This window comes from Janthinobacterium sp. SUN033, from assembly GCF_030397595.1.
Lineage (GTDB): Bacteria > Pseudomonadota > Gammaproteobacteria > Burkholderiales > Burkholderiaceae_D > Janthinobacterium > Janthinobacterium kumbetense.
Genome location: NZ_JAPQNV010000003.1, coordinates 465,342 through 487,855, shown reverse-complemented (window position 1 = coordinate 487,855; position 22,514 = coordinate 465,342). Strand labels below are relative to the sequence as shown.

General features: G+C 62.4%; 22 protein-coding genes. 16 read left to right on the top strand and 6 right to left on the bottom strand.

Going from position 1 to position 22,514, the window contains the following annotated elements:
- The first annotated feature begins 52 nt into the window (after nucleotides 1-52).
- The 3 genes from htpG (at nucleotide 53) to OX460_RS15245 (ending at nucleotide 2,872) form a co-directional block, all read left to right on the top strand.
- Nucleotides 53-1,972, top strand: a complete 1,920-nt coding sequence (htpG, locus tag OX460_RS15255) for a molecular chaperone HtpG (RefSeq protein WP_289899153.1) — start codon at nucleotides 53-55, stop codon at nucleotides 1,970-1,972.
- Nucleotides 1,973-2,249: 277 nt separating this feature from the next.
- Nucleotides 2,250-2,510: a hypothetical protein gene (locus OX460_RS15250; protein WP_289899152.1), complete on the top strand. Its 261-nt coding sequence runs from the start codon at nucleotides 2,250-2,252 to the stop codon at nucleotides 2,508-2,510.
- Entirely contained in the window at nucleotides 2,507-2,872 is a 366-nt protein-coding gene (locus OX460_RS15245; protein ID WP_289899151.1) for a hypothetical protein, read from the top strand. The genes OX460_RS15250 and OX460_RS15245 overlap by 4 nt, the downstream gene beginning before the upstream one ends.
- Here OX460_RS15245 and OX460_RS15240 read toward each other — a convergent pair.
- Nucleotides 2,849-3,580 (bottom strand): alpha/beta hydrolase, encoded by a 732-nt coding sequence (locus OX460_RS15240; protein WP_289899150.1) that lies wholly within the window; start codon nucleotides 3,578-3,580, stop codon nucleotides 2,849-2,851. The two genes, OX460_RS15245 and OX460_RS15240, sit on opposite strands and share 24 nt — an antisense overlap.
- A gap of 134 nt (nucleotides 3,581-3,714) precedes the next feature.
- Between OX460_RS15240 and OX460_RS15235 the strand changes: the two genes are divergently transcribed.
- The gene (locus OX460_RS15235) at nucleotides 3,715-4,752 is read left to right on the top strand and encodes a hypothetical protein (protein ID WP_099664760.1); all 1,038 of its coding nucleotides are present in this window, start codon (nucleotides 3,715-3,717) and stop codon (nucleotides 4,750-4,752) included.
- Nucleotides 4,753-4,754: 2 nt separating this feature from the next.
- Here the strand turns inward: OX460_RS15235 and OX460_RS15230 are convergent, their stop codons facing one another.
- The 5 genes from OX460_RS15230 to kynU all read right to left on the bottom strand — a co-directional run bounded on the left by OX460_RS15230 (nucleotide 4,755) and on the right by kynU (nucleotide 10,645).
- On the bottom strand, nucleotides 4,755-5,780 hold the full coding sequence (locus tag OX460_RS15230; RefSeq protein ID WP_289899149.1) for a hypothetical protein: 1,026 nt from the start codon (nucleotides 5,778-5,780) through the stop codon (nucleotides 4,755-4,757).
- Nucleotides 5,781-5,782: 2 nt separating this feature from the next.
- Nucleotides 5,783-7,837 carry a hypothetical protein gene (locus tag OX460_RS15225; RefSeq protein WP_289899148.1) on the bottom strand — a complete coding sequence of 685 codons (2,055 nt, stop codon included), beginning with the start codon at nucleotides 7,835-7,837 and terminating at the stop codon, nucleotides 5,783-5,785.
- Nucleotides 7,838-7,943: 106 nt separating this feature from the next.
- Nucleotides 7,944-8,489, bottom strand: coding sequence for an alpha/beta hydrolase (locus OX460_RS15220; protein ID WP_289899147.1), 546 nt, complete (start codon nucleotides 8,487-8,489; stop codon nucleotides 7,944-7,946).
- A 9-nt stretch (nucleotides 8,490-8,498) separates the two neighbouring features.
- Complete coding sequence (kynA, locus tag OX460_RS15215; RefSeq protein ID WP_251351905.1) at nucleotides 8,499-9,368, bottom strand: tryptophan 2,3-dioxygenase; 870 nt, start codon at nucleotides 9,366-9,368, stop codon at nucleotides 8,499-8,501.
- Between the two features lie 26 nt (nucleotides 9,369-9,394).
- Nucleotides 9,395-10,645: a kynureninase gene (gene kynU, locus OX460_RS15210; RefSeq protein WP_289899146.1), complete on the bottom strand. Its 1,251-nt coding sequence runs from the start codon at nucleotides 10,643-10,645 to the stop codon at nucleotides 9,395-9,397.
- A gap of 606 nt (nucleotides 10,646-11,251) precedes the next feature.
- Here kynU and flhD point away from each other — a divergent pair.
- The 12 genes from flhD to cheD all read left to right on the top strand — a co-directional run bounded on the left by flhD (nucleotide 11,252) and on the right by cheD (nucleotide 22,469).
- Nucleotides 11,252-11,569 (top strand): flagellar transcriptional regulator FlhD, encoded by a 318-nt coding sequence (gene flhD, locus OX460_RS15205; protein ID WP_034758381.1) that lies wholly within the window; start codon nucleotides 11,252-11,254, stop codon nucleotides 11,567-11,569.
- 48 nt (nucleotides 11,570-11,617) lie between these two features.
- Entirely contained in the window at nucleotides 11,618-12,181 is a 564-nt protein-coding gene (flhC, locus tag OX460_RS15200) for a flagellar transcriptional regulator FlhC (protein WP_099664754.1), read from the top strand.
- A gap of 121 nt (nucleotides 12,182-12,302) precedes the next feature.
- The gene (locus OX460_RS15195) at nucleotides 12,303-13,064 is read left to right on the top strand and encodes a class I SAM-dependent methyltransferase (RefSeq protein ID WP_099664753.1); all 762 of its coding nucleotides are present in this window, start codon (nucleotides 12,303-12,305) and stop codon (nucleotides 13,062-13,064) included.
- A gap of 219 nt (nucleotides 13,065-13,283) precedes the next feature.
- Complete coding sequence (gene motA, locus OX460_RS15190) at nucleotides 13,284-14,144, top strand: flagellar motor stator protein MotA (protein WP_077401985.1); 861 nt, start codon at nucleotides 13,284-13,286, stop codon at nucleotides 14,142-14,144.
- Between the two features lie 58 nt (nucleotides 14,145-14,202).
- On the top strand, nucleotides 14,203-15,180 hold the full coding sequence (motB, locus tag OX460_RS15185; protein ID WP_077401988.1) for a flagellar motor protein MotB: 978 nt from the start codon (nucleotides 14,203-14,205) through the stop codon (nucleotides 15,178-15,180).
- Between the two features lie 46 nt (nucleotides 15,181-15,226).
- On the top strand, nucleotides 15,227-15,775 hold the full coding sequence (locus OX460_RS15180) for a chemotaxis protein (protein ID WP_077401991.1): 549 nt from the start codon (nucleotides 15,227-15,229) through the stop codon (nucleotides 15,773-15,775).
- A gap of 83 nt (nucleotides 15,776-15,858) precedes the next feature.
- Nucleotides 15,859-16,224: a response regulator gene (locus OX460_RS15175; protein WP_034758362.1), complete on the top strand. Its 366-nt coding sequence runs from the start codon at nucleotides 15,859-15,861 to the stop codon at nucleotides 16,222-16,224.
- 43 nt (nucleotides 16,225-16,267) lie between these two features.
- Entirely contained in the window at nucleotides 16,268-18,460 is a 2,193-nt protein-coding gene (cheA, locus tag OX460_RS15170; protein ID WP_289899145.1) for a chemotaxis protein CheA, read from the top strand.
- Between the two features lie 30 nt (nucleotides 18,461-18,490).
- Nucleotides 18,491-18,997, top strand: coding sequence for a chemotaxis protein CheW (locus OX460_RS15165; protein WP_034758356.1), 507 nt, complete (start codon nucleotides 18,491-18,493; stop codon nucleotides 18,995-18,997).
- A gap of 188 nt (nucleotides 18,998-19,185) precedes the next feature.
- A complete protein-coding gene (locus tag OX460_RS15160) occupies nucleotides 19,186-20,907 on the top strand; it encodes a methyl-accepting chemotaxis protein (protein WP_289899144.1) in 1,722 nt (573 codons plus the stop codon).
- A gap of 71 nt (nucleotides 20,908-20,978) precedes the next feature.
- Nucleotides 20,979-21,851 (top strand): CheR family methyltransferase, encoded by an 873-nt coding sequence (locus OX460_RS15155; RefSeq protein ID WP_251351875.1) that lies wholly within the window; start codon nucleotides 20,979-20,981, stop codon nucleotides 21,849-21,851.
- Between the two features lie 9 nt (nucleotides 21,852-21,860).
- Complete coding sequence (cheD, locus tag OX460_RS15150; RefSeq protein ID WP_034758343.1) at nucleotides 21,861-22,469, top strand: chemoreceptor glutamine deamidase CheD; 609 nt, start codon at nucleotides 21,861-21,863, stop codon at nucleotides 22,467-22,469.
- The last annotated feature ends 45 nt before the right edge of the window (nucleotides 22,470-22,514 follow it).

The following is a 22,514-nucleotide window of genomic DNA, read 5'->3' as shown; positions in this document are numbered from 1 at the left end:
ACCATCCCCAACTCCGTAGAATCCGTCCCATCCACAAGACTATGAGGTAAAAATGGCTGTCTCCGAAAAGCAAACCCTGGGTTTTCAGACCGAAGTGAAGCAAATGCTGCACCTGATGATCCATTCCCTGTACTCGAACAAGGAAATCTTCCTGCGCGAATTGATTTCGAACGCGTCCGACGCGGCCGACAAGTTACGCTTTGAAGCGATCGATAACGACGCCTTGTACGGCAACGATCACGAATTGAAGATCAAGGTCAGCTTCGACAAGGATGCGCGCACCATCACCATTTCCGACAACGGCATCGGCATGACCCGCGACGAGGCGATCTCGCACCTGGGCACCATCGCCAAGTCGGGTACCAAGGAATTCTTCGGCAAGCTGTCAGGCGACCAGCAGCAGGACGCGGCCCTGATCGGCCAGTTCGGCGTGGGCTTCTATTCGGGCTTCATCGTCGCCGACAAGATCACCGTCGAAACGCGCCGCGCCGGCGTGGACGCCTCCGAGGGCGTGCGCTGGGAATCGGCCGGTGAAGGCGATTACAGCATCGAGACCATCGAAAAAACGGGCCGCGGCACGGACATCATCCTGCACCTGCGCGAAGGCGAAGACGAATTGCTGTCGAGCTGGAAGATCAAGTCCATCATCCGCAAATATTCGGACCATATCTCGCTGCCGATCGTGATGCAGAAGGAAGAGTGGGACGACGAGAAAAAAGAAACTGTCCTGAAAGACGAATTCGAAACCGTCAACCAGGCCAGCGCCCTGTGGGCCCGCAACAAGGCCGACATCACGCCGGAACAGTACGACGAATTCTACAAGCACGTGTCGCACGACTTCCAGTCGCCGCTCACGCACACGCACAACCGCGTGGAAGGCCGCAGCGAGTACACGCAGCTGCTGTACATCCCGGCTAAGGCGCCGTTCGACATGTGGGACCGCAACAAGCGCGGCGGCATCAAGCTGTACGTCAAGCGCGTCTTCATCATGGACGATGCCGAGCAGCTGATGCCGACCTACCTGCGCTTCGTGCGCGGGGTGATCGACTCGGCCGACCTGCCGCTGAACGTATCGCGCGAAATCCTGCAGGAATCGCGTGACGTGAAAGTGATCCGCGAAGGCTCGACCAAGCGCGTGCTGGGCATGCTGGAAGAACTGGCGAACGCGGACGAGCAGGACAAGAAGGACAAGTACGCCGTCTTCTGGAAGGAATTCGGCCAGGTGCTGAAGGAAGGTATCGGCGAAGACGCGGCCAACAAGGAGCGCCTGGCCAAGCTGCTGCGCTTTGCCTCGACGGCCAACGACAGCGACGAGCAAATCACTTCGTTCGCCGACTACGTGGCGCGCATGAAGGAAGGCCAGGACAAGATTTATTACGTCACGGCCGACAATTACGCCGCCGCCAAGAACAGCCCGCACCTGGAAATCTTCCGCAAGAAGGGCGTCGAAGTGCTGCTGCTGACGGACCGTGTCGATGAATGGATGCTGTCGTTTATCCAGGACTTCGAAGGCAAGGAACTGGTCTCCGTGGCAAAAGGTGGCCTGGACCTGGGCGCGCTGGAAGATGAAGCGGAAAAGAAAGAGCACGAAGAAACGGAAACCTCGTACGCCGACCTGGTGGGCAAGATGAAGGCCGTGCTGGCCGACAAGGCCAAGGACGTGCGCGTGACGTTCCGCCTGACCGATTCGCCAGCCTGCCTGGTGGCCGATGAAAACGAATTGTCGGGCAACCTGCTGCGCATGCTCAAAGCTGCTGGCCAGAGCGCGCCGGAATCGAAGCCGATTTTGGAAATCAACCCGAACCACCCGCTGGTGACGCGCTTGAAGTATGAAGATGCGGAAGGCGGCAAGTTCGGCGACTGGGCCAACATCCTGTTCGACCAGGCCATGCTGGCTGAAGGCGGTTCGCTGGCCGATCCGGCCAGTTTTGTGAAACGCCTCAACGAGTTGCTGCTCAATTCGGCGAAGTAATCGCTTAACTGCAAATGTCATCAAGCCGGCCCTTTCCTCGTGAAAGGGCCGGCTTTTTTTATGCTACAGTGCGCGATTATTTTATTTTATGGAAAAAGCAATGGCGCATTGCCCGGCATGTGACAGTTCCAACATTCAACGCCTCTCCATGGTGCATGCCTCCGGCATTTCCGGCACCTCTACCCATATGTCGGGCAGGATCGATGGTGATTTCATCCACGGCCATGCGCATACGCGCAGCCAGACCTTGCTGTCGCGCTAGGCCGCCGGGCCGACGATGCAGACCCACCAGAAGGCAGGGCTGATCGTGTTGGGCGTGATCATTTTTGTCATCGCCGCCGTCGTCTTTTACCAGGCCGGCGCGAATGGCCTGTTCTGGATCTTCGTGGCAGGGGGCGTCGTCTCCATCGCCTTGTCGCAAACGACCTTCGTCGCCAATTGGGACAAGGAGGCCGCCGCCTTGCAGGACAAATATGCGCGTACCTTCATGTGCCATGCCTGCGGCCACCGCTTCATTCCTGTACTTAAGCAACCGTGAAAATTCGCCTGATGGCGGGCCTGGGCGCCCACGCGCTGGGCTGTCTGCTGTTTATTGCCTTGAGCTGGCTGGGGTTTTACCTGTACACGCAGCTGTTCGGCAGCCTCGGTTCGCGCGGCGTGGCAGGCGGCCTGGCGCTGCTGCTGGTGTTTTACGTATATGCGGGCACCAACCTGGTGCTGGCGCTGCTGCCGCCCGGCAGGGTGAAGCCGCTGCTGTGCGCCTTGCTGGGCGCGGCCGTGCTCGCGTATCTGTTGCCCCAGCATCCGCTGCGGGCGATTTACTTCAGCGTGCTGGCGGGCGGTTTGAGCTGGCTGGCCGTGCTGGCCGGCGCGCGTTTAAGCGGATACCTGCGCGGCTGACAGGGCGTTGACAAAGGCGGCGACGGCGACGGCGGCCGCTTCCGGCGCCGCCTGCAGCAGCATGTGCGGCGCGGCGATGTCGGCCAGTTGCGCTCCGGGTGCCAGGCGCAGTATATGCAATGCGTTCGCCGGCGGCACCAGGCGGTCGTGCTGGGCGCGCAGATACAGCACGGGCAGGCTGCCGCGCGCGAAGCTGCGCGAGGCGTCGGTTCCCAGCACGGCGCGCAGGCGCTGGCGCAGCACGCTGGGAGGCACTTGTGCCAGCGCCGCTGCCAGTTCCGCCTGCAGTTGCGGCGTGGAGCAGGGCGCCAGCAGCGCCTGGCGCAGGGCGAAGCCGGGCATGGCGCCAAAGGGCACAAGGCCGAGCAGGTGGCGCAGTGGCGCCAGCATCGGGCGCGGATTGCGCACGAATGAACAGCACAGGATCAGGGCGCGCATGCCGGGCGGCGGATCGGCGCGCAGAGTAGCCCCCAGCGGCCCGGAAAACGATTCGGCCAGCACGACGAAAGGGCGGTCCTGCGGCAAGCGTTCGCGCACGAACGCTTCCAGCGCCGCGTAATCGAGTGGCGCGGCCGGATAGGCGATGGCCAGGGTATCGAGGGCGGCCTGCGCGCGCAGGGCGGCGTCAAAGCGGTCGAATAGCCGGGCCGTGCCATCCATGCCGGGCAGGAGGACAAGCAGGGGCGAGGCGTGGGTTGGTGTCTTCATTGCGGCCATCATAGCAGCCGCGCCGGCATATGCGCCGTCCGCCAGCCGCACGGCATGGGCGCTGGCGCCATGCTAGAATCGCCAGCGCGCCCTGCGTGGCCGTAATTGCGGCCAAATCCCCGACAGACAGAATCATGCATATCATTTTTTCGAATTACCGTACTCTGGGCGGCGCTTTGCTGGCAGCGGCCTGCGTCCTTTCCCAGCCCGCCCGCGCCACGGCGGCGCCCTCCGCGCCGGCCGGGAAAAGCCTGTCTTCGCTGCTGGCCGGCGGCCCCTTGCCGCGCCTGAGCGACGATGCGCAGGTGCGGGCCGCCCTGTTCGACTTCTTCGGTTACGCGCGCGGCAGTTACACGGAAGACGATGAATTGCTGCTGGCGCAGGCGCTCGAAGCGATCAGCGAAAAGCGCGACGCCACGCGCACCGTGCTGGCCGACGGCCGCCAGTTACTGGCGTCGATGAATGACCGCAAGCAGGGCCGCGAACGGGGTGCCATGCTGCTCGACAAGCGCGGCGCCATCATCGCTTTTGGCCTCGTCAACGGGCATTGCCACCTCGAGGGCCAGCCGCTGGCGAAAGTCTGCAATCCCGATCCGAGCGCGGTGTTGACGGTGTTCCACCGCAAGGGCATGCTGGTCGGCGAAGCGGCGCCCTTGCTGGCCTGGGCCCGGCAATTGCCGCCCATGCTGGCGCTGATCGCGGGCGACAAGGAAGCGGGCGCCGATGGGCAAAAGATCGCCAGCGTCGAATATGTGCTGGCGCAGCCGGCCCTGCCGGGCTGGAACCGCGCCCAGCTGCCGCCCGCCTATCCGCCGGCGCTGCTGCCGCTGCTGCTCGATAAGTCCACGGTGCTGACGTCGGCCGGCGCGGGCGTGTTTGCCTATCCGCTCACGCTGAAGGGCAAGAAACAGAACAATGTGCTGGACCATGCCGAAGGCCGCCCGCCGCGCGACCTGGAAGTGGCGCTGCGCAGCTATGCCAGTTTCGACACGGTGGTGGAGCGCTACCGCCAGCTGGCCAAGGGCGCCAGGCTGCAGCGCAACGAGCGCACGGCCTACCTCGATGGCGACATGGGACAGGGCAGCTACCGCGTCTACATCCGCAACACGGGCGCGGATGGCGTGATGATTGACGTGGCGCTGTGGCAGCGCAAGCTGGCGGCCGGCCGCTGATTTCAGCCAGGGCGCGCCGGTTCGTAGCCCAGTTGTACCAGTTGCGCGGCGATGGCGTCGTCGCGTGTTTTCCTGCCGGTGCGCAGGCGCGCATGCGTCAGGGACGCGGGCAAGCCATGCGCCAGCAATGCGTCGATGTCGAGCATGGTCTCGGATGCCGACAACTGGCGCAGGGCGGGCAAGGTGGCGAGGCCGGGCAGGCTGTCGAGCGTCTTGCAGGTGTGCAGGTTCAGGCGTTCGAGCACGGGATTGGCCCCCAGCGCGATCTGCCGCAGCTTGATCTGGTCTTCCACCCATAGCGCCTGCAGCAACGGGAAGCGGCCGATGTCGCCCAGCGTTTCCAGGCCGCGCACGCGTATCACTTCCAGTTTCTTCAGCAGCGGCGCCTCGATGTGGGTGAGCGATTCGCGGCCGCCCAGCTGCAACAGCAGCCTGTCCAGGCGGCCCATCTCCGAGATGAAATCCAGCGGCACCTTGTTCTTGATGCGGTACAGCGACAGCTCGTGCAGCGCCGGCAGGCCGGCCAGGGTGTCGATGCGCTGGTGGTGGCCTTCGAGGACCAGGCTGGCCAGGTGCGTATAGTGGCGCAGGGGTGCCAGGTCGATATTGTTTTTGGCCGACTCGCCCAGATGCAGGTATTCGAGCCCGCGCAAACTCTCCAGCTGCAGGATGTCGGCTTGCGCCAGCTCGTACACGCCCAGGCTCAGGCGCTTGAGATGCCGCAGCTCGCCCAGTGCTTCCAGATGGATGGCTTGCCGGTGATAATCGATGGACAGGCTGGCCACATGCGGCAGCGCGCGCAGGATGCTGGCATCGAACACCCTAGGGTCGTAGCCGTAGATGCGGATGGTCAGCGCCGTGCCGCAGGTGGCGGCCAGGGCGTCGAGATCGGCCAGCAGCGGCCCCGGTTCGGCCAGGGTATTGAACTGCACCAGCACCTGCTTGCCAGCGGCAATGGCGGCGCGGATCGCCACGGCGTCGATGCTTTCGGGGTTCTGGATGCACTGCGGCCGTTCTGCTTGCGTCATCGTCACAATCCTATGGGGTAGGTTACCTGCCTGGGGGGCGGACAGCCTTCCGGGCCCGGGAACGTCTGCTTGCCCGTGTCATCGTAGCGCTTGCCGCAATCGACGAGCACGCGCTTGCGGAAGGTGTAGATGCTGGCCACCTTGCCGTTCGGGTGGTAGCAGATATAGTCGCCGTCGCGGTCGGCCGACGCGTAGCTGTTCATGGTTTGGCCATTCACCGTGCGCGTGCTGTGGCCGCTGCGCGGCTCCGTGCATTTGAGCTGGCCGCTTTCGTAATACACGTTGAAGACGGATGTGTCGGCGGCGCGGTCGACCAGCAGTTCGTCCTTGCGCTTGCCGTTCGGGTAGTTCTCGTATCCTTCCTGGCGCTGGCCGTACTGGAAGGCGTAGTAAGACTGCGGCTTGCCGTCCGGGTAGTACATGTGGTGGTACTCGCACACGTCGTCGCGCGTGCTGCCGTACTCCTGGAAGGTGCAGCGGTGGATGTCGTTGAACAGCTGGCCGTCCTCATAGTACTCGCGCAGGTGCGTGAGCAGGCGGCCCTGGTCGATGACGGCCAGGCGTTCCGGCTTGCCGTTCGGGTAGTAGCGCGCGTCCAGCCCCTGCTTCTTGCCGTTGTCCCACAAGGTGTCGAGGCGCAGGATCTTGCCGCTGTCGTCGAACGCCTGTTCGCGCCCATCGAGCTGGCCGTTGCGGTAGGTGGCCGTGTAGACCACGTATTCCTTGCCCGCCGGGCCAAGATAGCGCGTGCGGCTGCCATCGAGCACGCCGGCCTGGTAGTGGTCGCGCACGCGCAGCGCGCCTTGCGCATCCGTGTCGACCGCCTCGCCCTGTTTTTTGCCCTGCACAAAAGTGACACTTTGCGTGACCTTGTCCTTGAGCCTGAGTTTCCACGGCCCGTCGCGCAAGCCGTCGATGAAGCTGCCGTCGCCGTCTTCCGTGATCCACGCGCCATGGCGCGCGCCGTTGACGTAGTTGCCGCGCGTTTGCAGCTTGCCGCCCATGCTGCGCTCGTGCGGGCCATTGAGCTGGCCGCCCGTGTAGGTGTCGAAGCCCGTCACTTCCTCTGCATCGGCATAGTTGACGACCGTCCAGCGGCCTTCGCGCTTGCCGGACCGGTACATGCCGCTCTCGCTCTGCCTTGGATAATCGAAGCGCCACAGGCCTTCCTGCAGGCCGTTGATGAAATGTCCCTTTTCGCTGCCTTCGTGCATGCCTTCGCGTACCCACAGTCCCTGGCGCTTGCCCTTCACGTACTGCCCCCGTTCGACCACCGAGCCATCGTCCCAGGCCAGGCTGTAAATGACGGACGGGCCGTCTGCGCTGCCCGTGAACTGCCGCGGCGCCGTTTCCCACGTCACTTGCCACAGGCGGTAGTTGGGCAGGATGCCCGCGCCCGCGTCGCTGTACAGGGTGTAGCTGGCCGTCAGGTAGTGGTCACCTTTTTTCAGGAATGTTTTCTTGTAGGTGATGGCGTCCTTGCCGCCAGCGGCCACGGGCTTGCCGTCATCGCTGTAGTAGCCGACGATGGTGCCTTGCGTATGGTCGATGGCGTCGAAGTCCGCATTGCCGCTCTTGCCCCGGGCGACGCTGTAGTCCATCGGCGCCAGTTTCGCCAGCGCGGCCTTGACCAGTCCCGCGTTGGGACTGGCGCTTTGCGCCGCGATGCGGTTCAGGGCCGGCTGCAAGCCATCGAGGCGCCGGTATTTGCCGGAACTGCGGTGGTAGCGGTAGGCGCGCAAGCCGTTCTTGTCGCCCTGGCGGAACAGCACCAGCATGGTTTGCACGCTGTCGTCCGTTTCCTGGTCCAGCGAGGCGTAGAAGACGGAACGGATGACGGCATTGCCGAACTGGTCGAGCAAAATCGGTTTCGCGCTGCCGCTCTTGCACTCGCAGTAATAGCCGTTGACGCCATCCTTTTCCTTGAGGAAGGCGATATCGAAGCCGCTGTCCTGGGATGCGCTGATGGCGGGATGGGCGAGGCTCTTGCCTTCATAAAAGGGCGCGCCGTGGGCCAGCGCGGAGCAAAGGAGCAAGGGCAGAAGCAGACGTTTCATCGTGTGGCTGGCGCCGGGGCGCCGCAATGGAAAGGCCACGATTCTGCCTGCGTTCTTACTTGTGGGCAAATATGCGCCTATCGTGCGCAGGTGCGTGTCCTGCGGGTCAGGGCTGGTGCGCGGCGCAGAAGTCCAGCAGCAGCTGCTCGCCGTCCGGCCACGGGCCGTAGCCAGCGTCGCCGTTGATATGACCGGCGTCGCCGATCAGGGTGAAATCGCTGCCCCAGGCCGCGGCAAACGCGCATGCGCGCGCGAAGCTGACGTAGGGATCATCGCCGCTGGCGACCACCAGGCTGGGGAACGGCAAGGCTTGCAGCGGCATCGGCGCAAAGCCCGTGGTGCCGGATGGGTAGGAGGGCGCTTCCACATCGCTGGGGGCGACGAGGAAGGCGCCGGCGATCCTGTGCGGCGAGCCGCTGGCTGCCCAGTGGGCCACCAGCGCGCAGGCCAGGCTGTGCGCCGCCAGCACGGGCGGGCGCTCGCAGGCGGCGATGGCGCGATCGAGTTCCGCCACCCATTCGTCCTTGTCCGGCGTCTGCCATTCCCGGTGCGGCACGCGCGACCATTGCGGGTGGCGCGCTTCCCAATGGGTTTGCCAGTGCTGCGGCCCGGAATTCCACAGGCCGGCCAGGGTCAGGACGAGAGGCGACATCGATGCTCCTTAAAGTTCGGTACGCAAGGCGAATAACTCCGGGAACAATACCACGTCGAGCATCTTGCGCAAATAGCTCACGCCCGCCGTGCCGCCCGTGCCCGTCTTGAAGCCGATGATGCGCTCCACCGTCGTCACATGGCGGAAGCGCCAGAAGCGGAAGGCCGTTTCCAGGTCGACCAGCTTTTCGGCCAGTTCATACAGGGCCCAGTGTTTCGACGGGTCGCGGTAGACTTCCAGCCACGCCGCCTTGACCGACGCGTCGGAGGCGGTCGGCAGGGTCCAGTCGGCGTTCAGCCGCTCGGCGGAGATGGGCAAGCCGCTGCGCGCCAGCAGCTTGATCGACTCATCGTAGACGGATGGCGCGCGCAGGGCGGCGTCGAGTACTTTGTAGTTTTCCGGCGCCGTCGTATGCACGTTGAGCAGGGCGGCGTTCTTGTTCCCTAGGATGAATTCGATTTCGCGGTACTGGAAGGACTGGAAGCCGGACGAGGCGCCCAGGTAGGGGCGGATGGCCGTATATTCGGGCGGCGTCATGGTGGCCAGCACGTCCCAGGCATGCACCAATTGATCCATGATGCGCGCCACGCGGGCCAGCATCTTGAAGGCCGGCGCCAAATCGCCGCTTTGCAGGTTGGCGCGCACGGCGTGCATTTCGTGCAGCATCAGCTTCATCCACAATTCGCTCGTCTGGTGCTGCACGATGAACAGCATTTCGTTGTGGTTCGGCGACAGCGGATGCTGGGCCGTGAGGATGCGGTCCAGCGCCAGGTAGTTACCGTAGCTCATCGATTCGCTGAAATCCATCTGTGCGCCATGCCACTGCGCGTCCTGGGCGCCGGCATGCATGGGGCAGCCGCTGGTGTTTTCCTTGTTCATAGTCTTGTCGTCGCTCATGGGATGGTTCAGGTGACCGCATCGCGCTTGGCGGCGATGTCGTAGGCTCGTGTGTCGAGGATGTCGCGCAGGATGTCCACGGCATCCCATACGTCGGCAAAGCTCGTATACAGGGGCGTGAAGCCGAAGCGCATGATGGCCGGTTCGCGGTAGTCGCCGATCACGCCGCGCGCGATCAGCGCCTGCATCACGGCATAGCCGTGCGGGTGCGTGAAGCTGACCTGGCTGCCGCGCCGCGCGTGTTCGCGCGGCGTGACGAGGCCCAGCGGATGGCTGGCGCAGCGCTGCTCCACCAGCGCGATGAACAAATCGGTCAGGGCAAGCGATTTGTGGCGGACGGCTTCCATGCTCGTTTGCGCAAAGATATCTAGGCCGCATTCGACCAGGGCCAGCGAGAGTATCGGTTGCGTGCCGCACAGGGCGCGGGCAATACCGTCGGCGGGCGCGAAGCCCGGATCCATGGCGAACGGCGTGGCGTGGCCCCACCAGCCGGACAAAGGCTGGCGGAAGCGCGCCTGGTGTTTTTCCGGCACCCAGATGAAGGCGGGCGAGCCTGGGCCGCCGTTCAGGTATTTATAGGTGCAGCCGACGGCCAGGTCGGCGCCGGCGCCATTCAGGTCCAGCGGCACGGCGCCTGCCGAATGGGCCAGGTCCCACAGCGCCAGCGCGCCTTGCGCGTGGCAATGGCTGCTGATGGCGGCCATGTCGTGCTGGTAGCCGGTGCGGTAGTTCACGTGCGTGAGCATGGCGACGGCGCAATCGGCATCGATGGCTTGCGCCAGTTCGTCGGGGCTGTCGACCAGGCGCAGCTGGTAGCCGCGGTCGAGCCAGGCGGACAGGCCTTGCGCCATGTACAGGTCGGTGGGGAAGTTGCTGCGTTCGCTGACGATGATGCGTCGCGCGGCCTGTGCCGGATCGCCGGCCTGCATCTGCAGGGCGGCGGCCAGCGCCTTGAACAGGTTGACGGAGGTGGTGTCGGTGATCACCACTTCGCCCGTGTGCGCGCCCAGCAGCGGGGCCAGGCGGTCGCCCAGGCGCTTGGGCAGGTCGAACCAGCCGGCCGTATTCCAGCTGCGGATCAGGTCCGTGCCCCATTCGGCCGTGATGACGTGCTGGGCGCGGGCCAGGGCCGCTTTCGGCCGCGCGCCCAGGGAATTGCCATCGAGGTAAATCACGCCTTGCGGCAAGTCGAATTGCTGGCGCAGGGGCGCCAGGGGATCGTCGAGGTCGCGCGCGCTGCAGTCATGTCGAGAAATCATGGTGGCTTTCATATTGATACTTGTCTGGATGGCATGATATTGCTTGAGGCTTAAAGTATCACGCGGAAGTGGCAGTGTAGCAAATCCCCGTCGCAAAACGTGTTTCCTGGCATGGACAGGCGGCGAAAAAATGCCTGCTTGTGGGGCGTCAACGAAAAAAATCACGATTTTTAAAAATATTTTCAAATAGCCCTAAAGTTTTGCCAGGCGCCGCCGTCAACGATTACATGAACGGCGTCAAACCGACGGAAAAAGAATCCGGCTTTTTTAAATATTTTTCAAAAAAGCCCTAAAGTTCCTGCCAAGGCAGCCGTTATCTCAGTAGATAGGCTTGATTCTTATCAAGTTGTTGTAAAAAAGTGATATTTTTTACAGGCCAAAAGTCGGGCAAATCCGGCACAGAGCCAACCTCCCACATCCGCGCCGTTGCTGGCGCGCGACCATGATCGAGCAGTGTTTGTCAGACAAACACCTACGATCCCATCCGCTATTCCCCGACCAAAAATACAGCGCTTTGCCTCTGTTGCGTTTAATGTTGCTCCTGCAGAATGTATCTCACTGGCAACACACAACGCCAGCTGAATTCAACGGATTGAGGAGATGGAAATGACTGCTAACGATATGATGGCTGAGATTCGCGACGCTAACCTGAGCTACCTGATGCTGGCCCAGCAAATGATTCGTGCGGACAAAGTAACGGCCATCTTCCGTTTGGGCATTGCCGCCGAAATCGCCGAACTGATCGAGGGCATGAGCAATGCGCAGATCCTGAAACTGGCAGGTGGCAACATGATGCTGGCCCGCTTCCGCTTCGACGACAGCGCCATCCTGGGCATGTTGACGAACTACAATAAAGACCGCTCGCTGGCCCAGTCCCATGCTGCCATCCTGATGGCCGGCCAGGGCGTCGAAGAAATCGCTTAAGGTTTCCGACCTTATCAGTCAGTATCAGTCAGTAGTGGAGTACACAGCATGGCCAAGAAAAGTGTCGTATCGGAAGCGCAGGAAATCCAGCTGGCCATCGAATTGATACAGCTGGGCGCCCGTTTGCAACTGCTGGAGACGGAAGTCTCGCTGTCGCGCGAACGCCTGCTGAATCTGTACAAGGAATTGAAGGGCGTCTCGCCGCCCAAGGGCATGCTGCCGTTTTCCACCGACTGGTTCATCACCTGGCAACCGAATATCCATTCCTCGCTGTTCATCAATATCCACAAATTCCTCGTCGACCACGCCGGCGCCACCGGCATCGAAGCCGTGATGAAGGCATATAAGCTGTATCTGGAGCAGATGCCGCCCGAAGCGGGGGAAGAGCCCCTGCTGTCGCTGACGCGGGCCTGGACCCTGGTGCGCTTTTTCAGCAGCAAGATGCTGGACATGGCGCCCTGCGGCAAGTGCGGCGGCAAGTTTGTCGTCAACTGCCTCGACCTGAACGCCGATTATGTGTGCGGCCTGTGCCACATGCCTTCGCGTGCCGGCAAGACCAAGAAGGCGCGCGATGAAGCGGCCGCTGTCGCACCGCCAGGCGTCGCCGCCTGATGCTGCTTCAATAGCTGCCCGAATAATTGCCTCAGTGAAAACCGGAGCGGTCGCCAGACCGGACTCCGGTTTTTTCATGGTGCTTTCGCTTACACTGGCGTTTTCCTCCTTTGACTGTCCCATGCTGCAACAAATCCTGCGCGCGCCCGCGCTCAAGGCCATCCTGATCCAGGTGCTGGCCTTTCCCTTGATGTTGCTATTGGTATATGGTCTGGCGCGTGCCGGCGTGGCCATGTCGTTGCCGGCCGTGGCGTTGGTGCAGGGCGTGCTGGCGGCTCTTATCACGTGGCGCGCGGGACTGGCGCGCTGGTGGTGCGCCATCGGCCTGCTGTTTGCGCCTGCCTTGCTGGCGGCCAGCCTGCTCGATTTGCCGCCGGCCGTGTTCCTGGCGGCCTTTGTCTTCCTGCTGAGTTTGTACTGGTCGACGTTTCGCACGCAAGTGCCGTTTTATCCGTCGGGGCCGAAGGTGTGGCAGGCGGTGGCCGAGCTGATCGCGGACCGTCCCGGCGTGCGCCTGGTCGATATCGGCAGCGGCCTGGGTGGACTGGTGCTGGACCTGGCGCGGCGCCGGCCCGACGGGCAGTTTTCCGGCATCGAGCTGGCGCCGCTGCCGTGGCTGGCAAGCCGCTTGCGCGCAGGGCTGGCGGGCAGCCGCGCGCGCTTCCTGCGCGGCGATTACGAGGCGCTCGATTTCGGCCGCTACGACGCCGTCTTTGCCTACCTGTCGCCAGCGGCGATGGCGGCCCTGTGGCGCAAGGCGGAAAGGGAAATGTTGCCCGGTAGCATGCTTCTTAGTTACGAATTCCAGATTGCGGCACGCGAGCCCGATAAGACCATCGCCGCCACAGAGGGTGGCCCTTTACTTTACATATGGTGCTTTTAAGCAATTGTCTGCGTTATTTGCTTGCCCGTAGGGCAATCTCACGTTATTGTAGTTCCACACGGCATTTTCTCGGAATTGCATTGAAAAGCAGCGCATTTCAATTAACTTCCGGTTGTTTTTTTTGCCGCTGTCTTTGCCGGCGGCGCAGCCGCCAGAAGACAGGAACAGGTTTGAACATGCCGGGCATACAGTCCCGGCCATTATTGGGAGTCAGGGCACTTGTTAGTCATAATCGGATACATCATCGTCTGCGCCTCGGTCTTTGGCGGCTTCGCGTTGGCCGGCGGCCATCTGGCGGCGCTGTTCCAGCCGCTGGAGCTGCTGATGATCGGCGGCGCCGCCCTGGGCGCCTTCCTTGTTGGTAACAATAACAAGGCCATCAAGGCGACGATCGCCGCCTTGCCCAGCCTGTTCAAGGGGTCGCGCTATACCAAAGAACTGTACATGGAACTGATGTCGCTGCTGTTCGAAGTGCTCAGCAAAGTGCGCAAGGAAGGCTTGATGTCGATCGAAGGCGATATCGACAAGCCAGAGGAAAGCCCGCTGTTTTCCAAGTATCCGGCCGTGCTGGCCGACCACCACATCGTCGAATTCATGACCGATTACCTGCGCCTGATGGTGTCGGGCAATATGGATGCGTTCCAGATCGAAAATCTGATGGACAATGAAATCGAAACGCACCATCACGAAGGCGCCGTGCCGGCCCACGTGATCGCCAAGGTGGGCGACGGCTTGCCCGCCTTCGGTATCGTCGCCGCCGTGATGGGCGTGGTGCACACGATGGAATCGGTGGGCATCCCGCCGGCCGAGCTGGGCATGCTGATCGCGCACGCGCTGGTCGGCACTTTCCTCGGCATCTTGCTGGCGTATGGTTTCGTCGGACCGCTGGCCAGCCTGCTGGAGCAGAAGCTGGAAGAGTCGAGCAAGATGTTCCAGTGCGTGAAAGTGACTCTGCTGGCCAGCCTGAACGGCTATGCGCCGGCGCTGGCCGTGGAGTTCGGCCGCAAGGTGCTGTTCTCGACCGAGCGCCCGACGTTCAATGAGCTGGAAGACCACATCAAGAAATCGAAAACGAAGTAAGCAGTGAATATACGCCTGGACACCATGAGTCATTTGCAGCACACGGAAGGGGGACGCCATGGCCGATGAAGGCATGCGCCCGATTATCGTCAAGCGTATCAAGAAGACGGCTGGCGGACACCATGGCGGGGCGTGGAAAATCGCCTACGCCGACTTTGTCACGGCCATGATGGCCTTCTTCCTGCTGATGTGGCTGCTGGGCTCCACCTCGAAGGGCGACTTGAACGGCATTTCCGAATTCTTCAAGACCCCCTTGAAAGTGGCCATGGCGGGCGGTTCCGGCAGCGGCGAAAGCAATTCCGTGATCCAGGGCGGCGGCCAGGACTTGTCGCGCCAGGATGGGCAAGTGCGCAAGGCGCAGGAAGAGCAGCAGCGCAAGTCGTTCGACCTCAATTCCGCCAAGGCCGCGCTCGAACGCGAGGAAGGCAAGCGCCTGCAGGCGCTCAAGGCGCGCATCGAAGCGACCATCGACGCCAATCCCCTGCTGAAAAAATACAAGAACCAGTTGCTGCTCGACATCACCAGCGAAGGCTTGCGCATCCAGATCGTCGACGAGCAGAACCGTCCGATGTTTGCGCTCGCTAATGCGAATCTGCAACCGTACACCAAGGAAATCCTGCACGCCATCGGCTCCGTGCTCAATGAAGTGCCGAACCGCATCGGCCTGTCTGGCCATACGGATTCGACGCCCTACATGAGCGATGCCGGCTACAGCAACTGGGAATTGTCGGCCGACCGCGCGAACGCGTCGCGGCGCGAACTGGTGATTGGCGGCATGAAGGAAGAGAAAGTATTGCGCGTGGTGGGACTGGGCTCGGCCGCCCACCTGGACAAGCTCGACCCCTTCAATCCGATCAACCGGCGCATCAGCATCATCGTCATGAACAAACGCACGGAAGAAAATGTCCTGCGCGATGGCTCGGCGATCGAGCTGCCGGTGACCGATGCCGCTGCCGCCGCTGTCGCTTCTGGGCTGGCGGCCGGTGCGCCGCCCGCGGCGGCGCCAGCCCCCAGCCCGGTAGCGGCGAAAAAATAACACGCAAGGCTGTCGACGCGTGGTGTATTGAAACAATGAGACCTTTATGACAAGAAAGAAAATACTTGGCTCGCATGTAAAGCGCCTGCTGTCTGGCGTGTCGGACCATGGCCGCAAGCACTTGACGGAGGTGGAAACCGACCTGGTGCAGACCGGCATCTTGCTGGAAGAGGCGATCGAGAAGCTGTCCTTCAATTTCATGGCGATACACGCAGCTGTTGCTGCGCAGCAAGATACCATCGCCTTGCTGCTCGACGGCGGTATTCCGGCCGAGCAGCAGCGGGAAAAACTGCTGGCGTTGCAGGATGAGGTGGGGGGCTACGTGAATGCCGCCATCACCAGCCTGCAGTTCCAGGACATGACCAGCCAGCTGATCGAGCGCACCTTGAAGCGCGTGACGGGCTTGCGCGAGTTCCTCGGAACCCTGGGCTCGCATGGCGCGGAGATGTTGCCGGAGAGCGACAATGAAGAAATTGTCGCCTTGCTGGGGCGGGTCAGCATGGCGCTGGCGATTCAAAGCCTGGAGTTGCGCAGCGTGCTGCGCAAGGCTGTCAGTCAACAGCATTTGGAAAGTGGCGACATCGAGCTGTTCTAGCATGCCAGTGCGGAACGCTTGTGGTTGCATGGATTGATTAATCAAATACTCGGGCAGGATGCCCGGAATAAGTGGGAGCAAAGATGGCCAAAACGATACTTGCAGTGGACGATTCCAGCTCATTGCGCCAGATGGTGGCGTTCAGCCTGAAAGCCGCCGGTTACCAGGTGGTGGAGGCCGTCGACGGCCAGGATGGACTGGAAAAAGCCAAGCTGCAAACCGTGGACCTGGTATTGACGGACCAGAACATGCCGCGCATGGATGGCCTGGAGCTGATCAAGCTGCTGCGCGAACTGCCGACCTACCAGAAGGTACCCATCCTGATGCTGACGACGGAGTCGTCGGACGAGATGAAATCGAAGGGACGTGCCGCCGGCGCCAATGGCTGGCTGGTCAAGCCGTTCGATCCGCAACGCCTGATCGAAGTGGTCAAGAAGGTGATCGGCTGATGCCAGCCGCGCAGCACAACGATGCAATTGACGGAGTCACCCTATGACCATCGATATTAGCCAGTTTTTTCAGGTCTTTTTCGATGAGGCCGAAGAACTGCTGGCTGAAAAAGAACGGCTGCTGCTGGCCGTTGATATTGCGGCGCCCGACGCCGAAGACCTGAATGCCATTTTCCGCACCGCCCATTCGATCAAGGGCGGCGCATCGACGTTCGGCCTCTCCGACATGAGCGAGGTGACGCACATCCTCGAGTCGCTGCTCGACCGCATCCGTCAGGGCCAGATGGCCCTGACGGCGGAACACGTCGACGCCTTTTTGGCGGCCAAGGATATCCTCAAGATGCAGCTCGACGGCCACCGTCTGGGCAGCGCCGTCGATCAGGATGCCGTGGCCAATGTGCGCATGATGCTGCAGTCGTTCTCGCAGGACGTGCCCGTGGCCGCCCTCACGCCCGTCGCGCCGGCCTTCCATACGGCGGAAAAGGCCGCCGTCAGCCATGCCGGCGGCCATCGCATCCGGCTGGAGCTGCCGACCATGGAGCCGCGCGAAGTCGATGCGCTGGCGGCCGAACTGGGCTTGCTGGGCGACGTCGTGGTATCAAGCCTGCCCGACGCGCGCAAGGTGCTGGAAGTGACGACGCATGAAAGCCTGGACGATATCCTGGCCATCTGCTCTTTCGTGCTCAATCCGGACGACATGGTGATCACGCAGGCGCCGCCACTGGCGCCAGGCGAAGCCGAAGCGGCCCGCGCGGCGCAGGAAAAAGCCCAGGGCTACGGCTTCTTCGACCCGCTGCCAGGCGCGCAGGGCGCGGCCGATCCCGGTTACGGCTTCTTCCAGCCGCTCGAGGACATCCGCGCCGCCGCAGGCGTGCAGAGCGAGGCCGAACAGGGCTACGGTTTCTTCCAGCCGCTCGAACAGATTCGCGCCGACGCGGCCAAGGCGGGCAACGCCGGCGCCGCGGCCACGCCGGTCGTGGCCAGCGCTGTGGCCGAAGCGGAGCAGGAAAAGAAACCGGCCAAGAAAGAGGGCGACAAGGCCGGCGCCGAGTCGTCGTCGATCCGCGTCTCGATCGAAAAAGTCGACCAGTTGATCAACCTGGTGGGCGAACTGGTGATCACGCAGGCGATGATCGAGCAGCGCGCCAGCGCGCTCGACCCGATGCTGCATGAAAAACTGCTCGACAGCGTCAGCCACCTGACGCGCAATACGCGCGACTTGCAGGAAGCGGTGATGTCGATCCGCATGATGCCGATGGATTTCGTCTTTTCGCGCTTCCCGCGCATGGTGCGCGACCTGGCGACGAAACTGGGCAAGAAGGTCGACTTCATCACCAATGGCGCCGCCACGGAACTGGACAAGGGCCTCATCGAGCGCATCGTCGATCCGCTCACGCACCTGGTGCGCAACAGTATCGACCATGGCGTGGAAATGCCGGCCGCTCGCGTGGCCGCCGGCAAGACGGAAGCGGGCCGCTTGTTCCTCTCGGCTAGCCATCAGGGCGGCAACATCATCATCGAAGTATCCGATGATGGCGCTGGGCTGAACCGCGAGCGCATCCTGGCCAAGGCCGTGCAGCAGGGCCTGGACGTGTCCGAGACGATGAGCGACGCCGACGTGTGGCAGCTGATTTTTGCGCCCGGCTTTTCCACCGCCGAAGCGGTCACCGACGTGTCGGGCCGCGGCGTGGGCATGGATGTCGTCAAACGCAATATCAGCGCCATGGGCGGCGTCGTCGACATCCGTTCGGCGAAGGGTTTCGGCACGACGATTTCCATCTCGCTGCCGCTGACCCTGGCCATCCTGGACGGCATGTCGATCCGCGTCGGCGACGAAGTGTATATTTTGCCTCTGGGCTTTGTCATCGAATCGCTGCAACCGGCCGTTGAGGATATCAAGGACATCAGTGGCAAGGGCCAGGTGGTGAAAGTGCGCGGCGAATACCTGCCCTTGATCCCGCTGTACCAGATGTTCGACATCGCGCCGCGCTTTACCAGTCCCTCGGAAGGCATCTGCGTGATCCTCGAGACGGAAGGGCGCAAGGCGGCCCTGTTCGTCGACGACCTGGTGGGACAGCAGCAGGTCGTGGTGAAAAACCTCGAATCGAATTACCGCAAGGTGGTGGGCATTTCCGGCGCCACCATCCTGGGCGATGGCGGCGTGTCGCTGATTCTCGATGTCGCCGCCCTGATCCGTTCCTCTCGCCAGCTGGCCGACGAGTCCATTTTTTCGTAATACCGATAGATAAAGATAGGAAAACGCACCATGTCAGATACTCAACAAACATCCGGAAGCAATGCGGGCGACGGCAAGGACATCGCCGGCCGTGAATTCCTGGCCTTCACCCTGGGCTCCGAAGAGTACGGCATCGATATCCTGAAGGTTCAGGAAATCCGCGGCTATGAAGCGGTTACCCGCATCGCCAACGCGCCTGAATTCATCAAGGGTGTGATCAACCTGCGCGGCATCATCATCCCCGTGGTCGACATGCGCATCAAGTTCAACCTGGGCACGCCCGTGTACGACCAGTTCACGGTGGTGATCATCCTGAACATCGGCGGTCGCATCGTCGGCATGGTGGTCGACAGCGTTTCCGACGTCACCACCCTGACGCCGGAGCAGGTCAAGCCGGCGCCGGAAATGGGTACCGCCTTCTCGACCGACTACATGATCGGCCTGGGTACCATCGACGAGCGCATGCTGATCCTGGTCGACATCGACAAGCTGATGTCGAGCAGCGAGATGGGCCTGATCGACAAGCTGGCGGCGTAAGCGGCAGCATGGCAGCAAGGCGGCGCCTGGTGCGCCGCCGTTTTGGCACGCAAAGAATCACTACAGATATGCATGTACCGGTGCGACTAGAGGCGCGCCGGCAGGCTGCAAGGTCCGTCAGAGACCAGGCCACAACACGGTGCCGTCCGGTTGAACGGGCGCCGTTCACATAAATATTGGAGACTGTAATGAGTTTGCGCGATTTCAAGATAGGCACCCGGCTGGGGATAGGTTTTGGCAGCATCCTCGCCATCCTGGTGGTAGTGATCGTTTCGGCGAATGCACTGAATTACCGTAACAAGGCCCAGTTGCTCACGGGCCTCGAGCTGGCAAGCGAAAAGAATACGCAGGCGTCGCTGATGAAAAGCGCGATGCTGGAAACCGGTATCGCCATGCGCAATATCGGCCTGCAGGGCGATGTGGGGCTGATGCAGGTGGAAGAGGGCAAGGTGCGCGAGCAGCGCAAGCTGTACGACGGCGCGCGCGGCAAGCTGGCCAGCCTGGGGCTGTCCGAGGGCGAGAAGGCGCTGCTGGCCAATATCGCCAAGGTTGACGGCGAAGTCGATGCCGCCTTCAAGGAAGCGATGGGGCAGGTACTGGCGTTTAACAGCGAGGGCGCGGCGAAGGTGATTGCCACCCGCATCGATCCCTTGAACAAGACGACCCTGGCCGACATCAACAAGCTGCTCGACCTGCAGCACGTGGCGCAGCAAAGCTTCATGGACGACTCGCTGGCGGCCGATGCGCGCCTGATGACGGTGTTGTTCATCCTGGGCGGCGCGGCGGTGGCGATCGGCGCCTGGTGCGCCATCTTCATCACGCGTTCGATCACGGTGCCGTTGTCCGGCGCCCTGGCCGTGGCGCAGAAGGTGGCTGCCGGCGAGCTGACGGCGCGCGTGGTGGTCGAAGGCAAGGATGAAACGAGCGCCTTGCAGCAGGCGCTCAAGGACATGAACGCGAGCCTGGTGCAGACGGTCAGCGACGTGCGTCAGGGAACGGATACGATTACCGTGGCGTCGCGCGAGATCGCCAGCGGCAATGCGGACCTGTCGGCGCGCACGGAAACGCAGGCCAGTTCGCTCGAAGAGACGGCATCGTCGATGGAAGAACTGACGTCGACCGTGAAGCAGAACGCGGACAACGCGCGCCAGGCCAACCAGTTGGCCGTGTCGGCGTCGTCGGTGGCGGAGCAGGGCGGCAAGGTGGTGGCGCAAGTGGTCGATACCATGGGTTCCATCAAGGACAGTTCGCGCAAGATCGTCGATATTATCGGCGTCATCGACGGCATCGCGTTCCAGACGAATATCCTGGCCTTGAATGCTGCCGTTGAAGCGGCGCGCGCAGGCGAGCAGGGACGTGGCTTTGCGGTGGTGGCGTCGGAAGTGCGCAACCTGGCGCAGCGTTCGGCTGGTGCGGCGAAAGAGATCAAGGGCCTGATCGGCGACTCGGTCGACAAGGTCGATGCCGGCAGCCGCCTGGTGGACGAGGCGGGGCAGACCATGGGCCTGATCGTCACGTCGATCCGGCAGGTGGCCGACATCATGGGCGAGATCACGGCGGCAACGCAGGAGCAGAGCCATGGCATCGAGGAAGTGAACCAGGCCATCGCGCAGATGGACCAGATGACGCAGCAGAACGCGGCGCTGGTCGAGGAAGCGGCGGCGGCGGCCGAAAGCATGCAGGACCAGGCGCAGAAACTGGCCGACGCCGTCAGCATCTTCAAGCTCGATGGCGAGAGCGGGGCGCAGGCGGCCGTGCCCGCACCCGCGCCAGTAGTCAAGATGGCTGCACGGCCGGCACCGAGTGTGGCGGCAAATACACGGCGGTTGGCAAAGACGGCGCAAGCCGGCACGCCACCGCCCGCGAAAAAGCTGGCGGCGGCCAGCGGCGACGATTGGGAAGAGTTCTGACGCCAACCCGGTCCCGCTAGTTATACTTGCAAAGGCATTGGTCAGAGTAGTCATAGAGAGGTAAAAACAAAATGCCGCAAACTAAAACGGATTCGGTCAAGGAATTTGATTTCACTGGCAAGGACTTCGAACGGGTCCGCGCCATGATTTACAAGCGGGCCGGCATCGCGCTGGCCGACAGCAAGCAGGAGATGGTCTACAGTCGCCTGGCGCGACGCCTGCGCGCGACCGGCATCTCCTCGTTCGTCCGCTACCTGGACGACCTGGAAGCGGGCCGCATGGGCGATGAGTGGGAAGCGTTCACGAATGCGCTGACGACCAACCTGACGTCGTTCTTCCGCGAGGCGCATCACTTTCCGCTGCTGGCCGAGCATGTGAAAAAACTGAGCGGGCCGATCACCATCTGGTGTTCGGCCAGTTCCACCGGCGAGGAGCCGTATTCGATCGCCATGACGGTGTGCGAGGCATTTAATACGCTCACGCCGCCCGTCACCATCATCGCCACGGACATCGACACGAACGTGCTGGCCACGGCCGCCAATGGCGTCTACAACCTGGACCGGCTCGACAAGATGCCGGCCGATCGTGCGCGGCGCTTTTTCTTGCGCGGCAAGGGCGATCGCGAGGGGCAGGTGCGGGTGCGCCCGGAACTGCGCCAGATGATCACCTTCAAGCCGCTCAACCTGCTGGCTGACAGCTGGCCGGTGACGGGCCAGTTCGACGTCATCTTTTGCCGTAACGTGATGATTTACTTTGACAAGGCGACGCAGCGCAAGATCCTGTCGCGCTTTGTGCCGTTGATGAAGCCGGATGCCCTGCTGTTTGCGGGCCATTCGGAGAATTTTCTGTACGTGTCGGATTCATTGAAGCTGCGCGGTAAAACAGTCTATGAGCTCGATCAGCCTCGGGGCACCGCGCCCAAGGCATCGTCGCATCGTACATGAGAGTGAAATATGAGCCTGGAATCCAAAGAGCAATTCGCCACTAACGTCTATTACGACAGGACGTTCAATTGTGACGCCGCCAAGATCTTGCCTGGTGAGTATTACTTTACCAACAAGGACATGCTGATCGTCACCGTGCTCGGCTCCTGCGTCTCGGCCTGCATCCGCGACCGCGTCACGGGCCTGGGCGGCATGAACCACTTCATGCTGCCCGACGGCGGCAGCGATCCGAATAGCCCGATTTCCGCGTCGATGCGCTACGGTACCTACGCCATGGAGATCCTGATCAACGATTTGCTGAAGGCGGGCGCGCGGCGCGAGAACATGGAAGCGAAAGTGTTCGGCGGCGGCGCCGTGCTGCGCGGCTTCACGGCGATCAACGTGGGTGAACGCAATGCGGCTTTTGTCATCAATTACCTGAAGGCGGAAAAGATGCGCGTGGTGGCGGAAGACCTCAATGACATCCACCCGCGCAAGGTGTATTTTTTCCCCCGCAGCGGCAAGGTGCTGGTGAAAAAGCTGATGCAGACGCATAACGATACGCTGGTGCGCCGCGAACTCGATTACGCAAGCCGTCTCAAAGTCGCGCCGGTGGGCGGCGAAGTTGAGCTGTTCTGACAAACACCAGACCAAACCTGCTGCGCGTCGCGCCGTGCGGCCTGC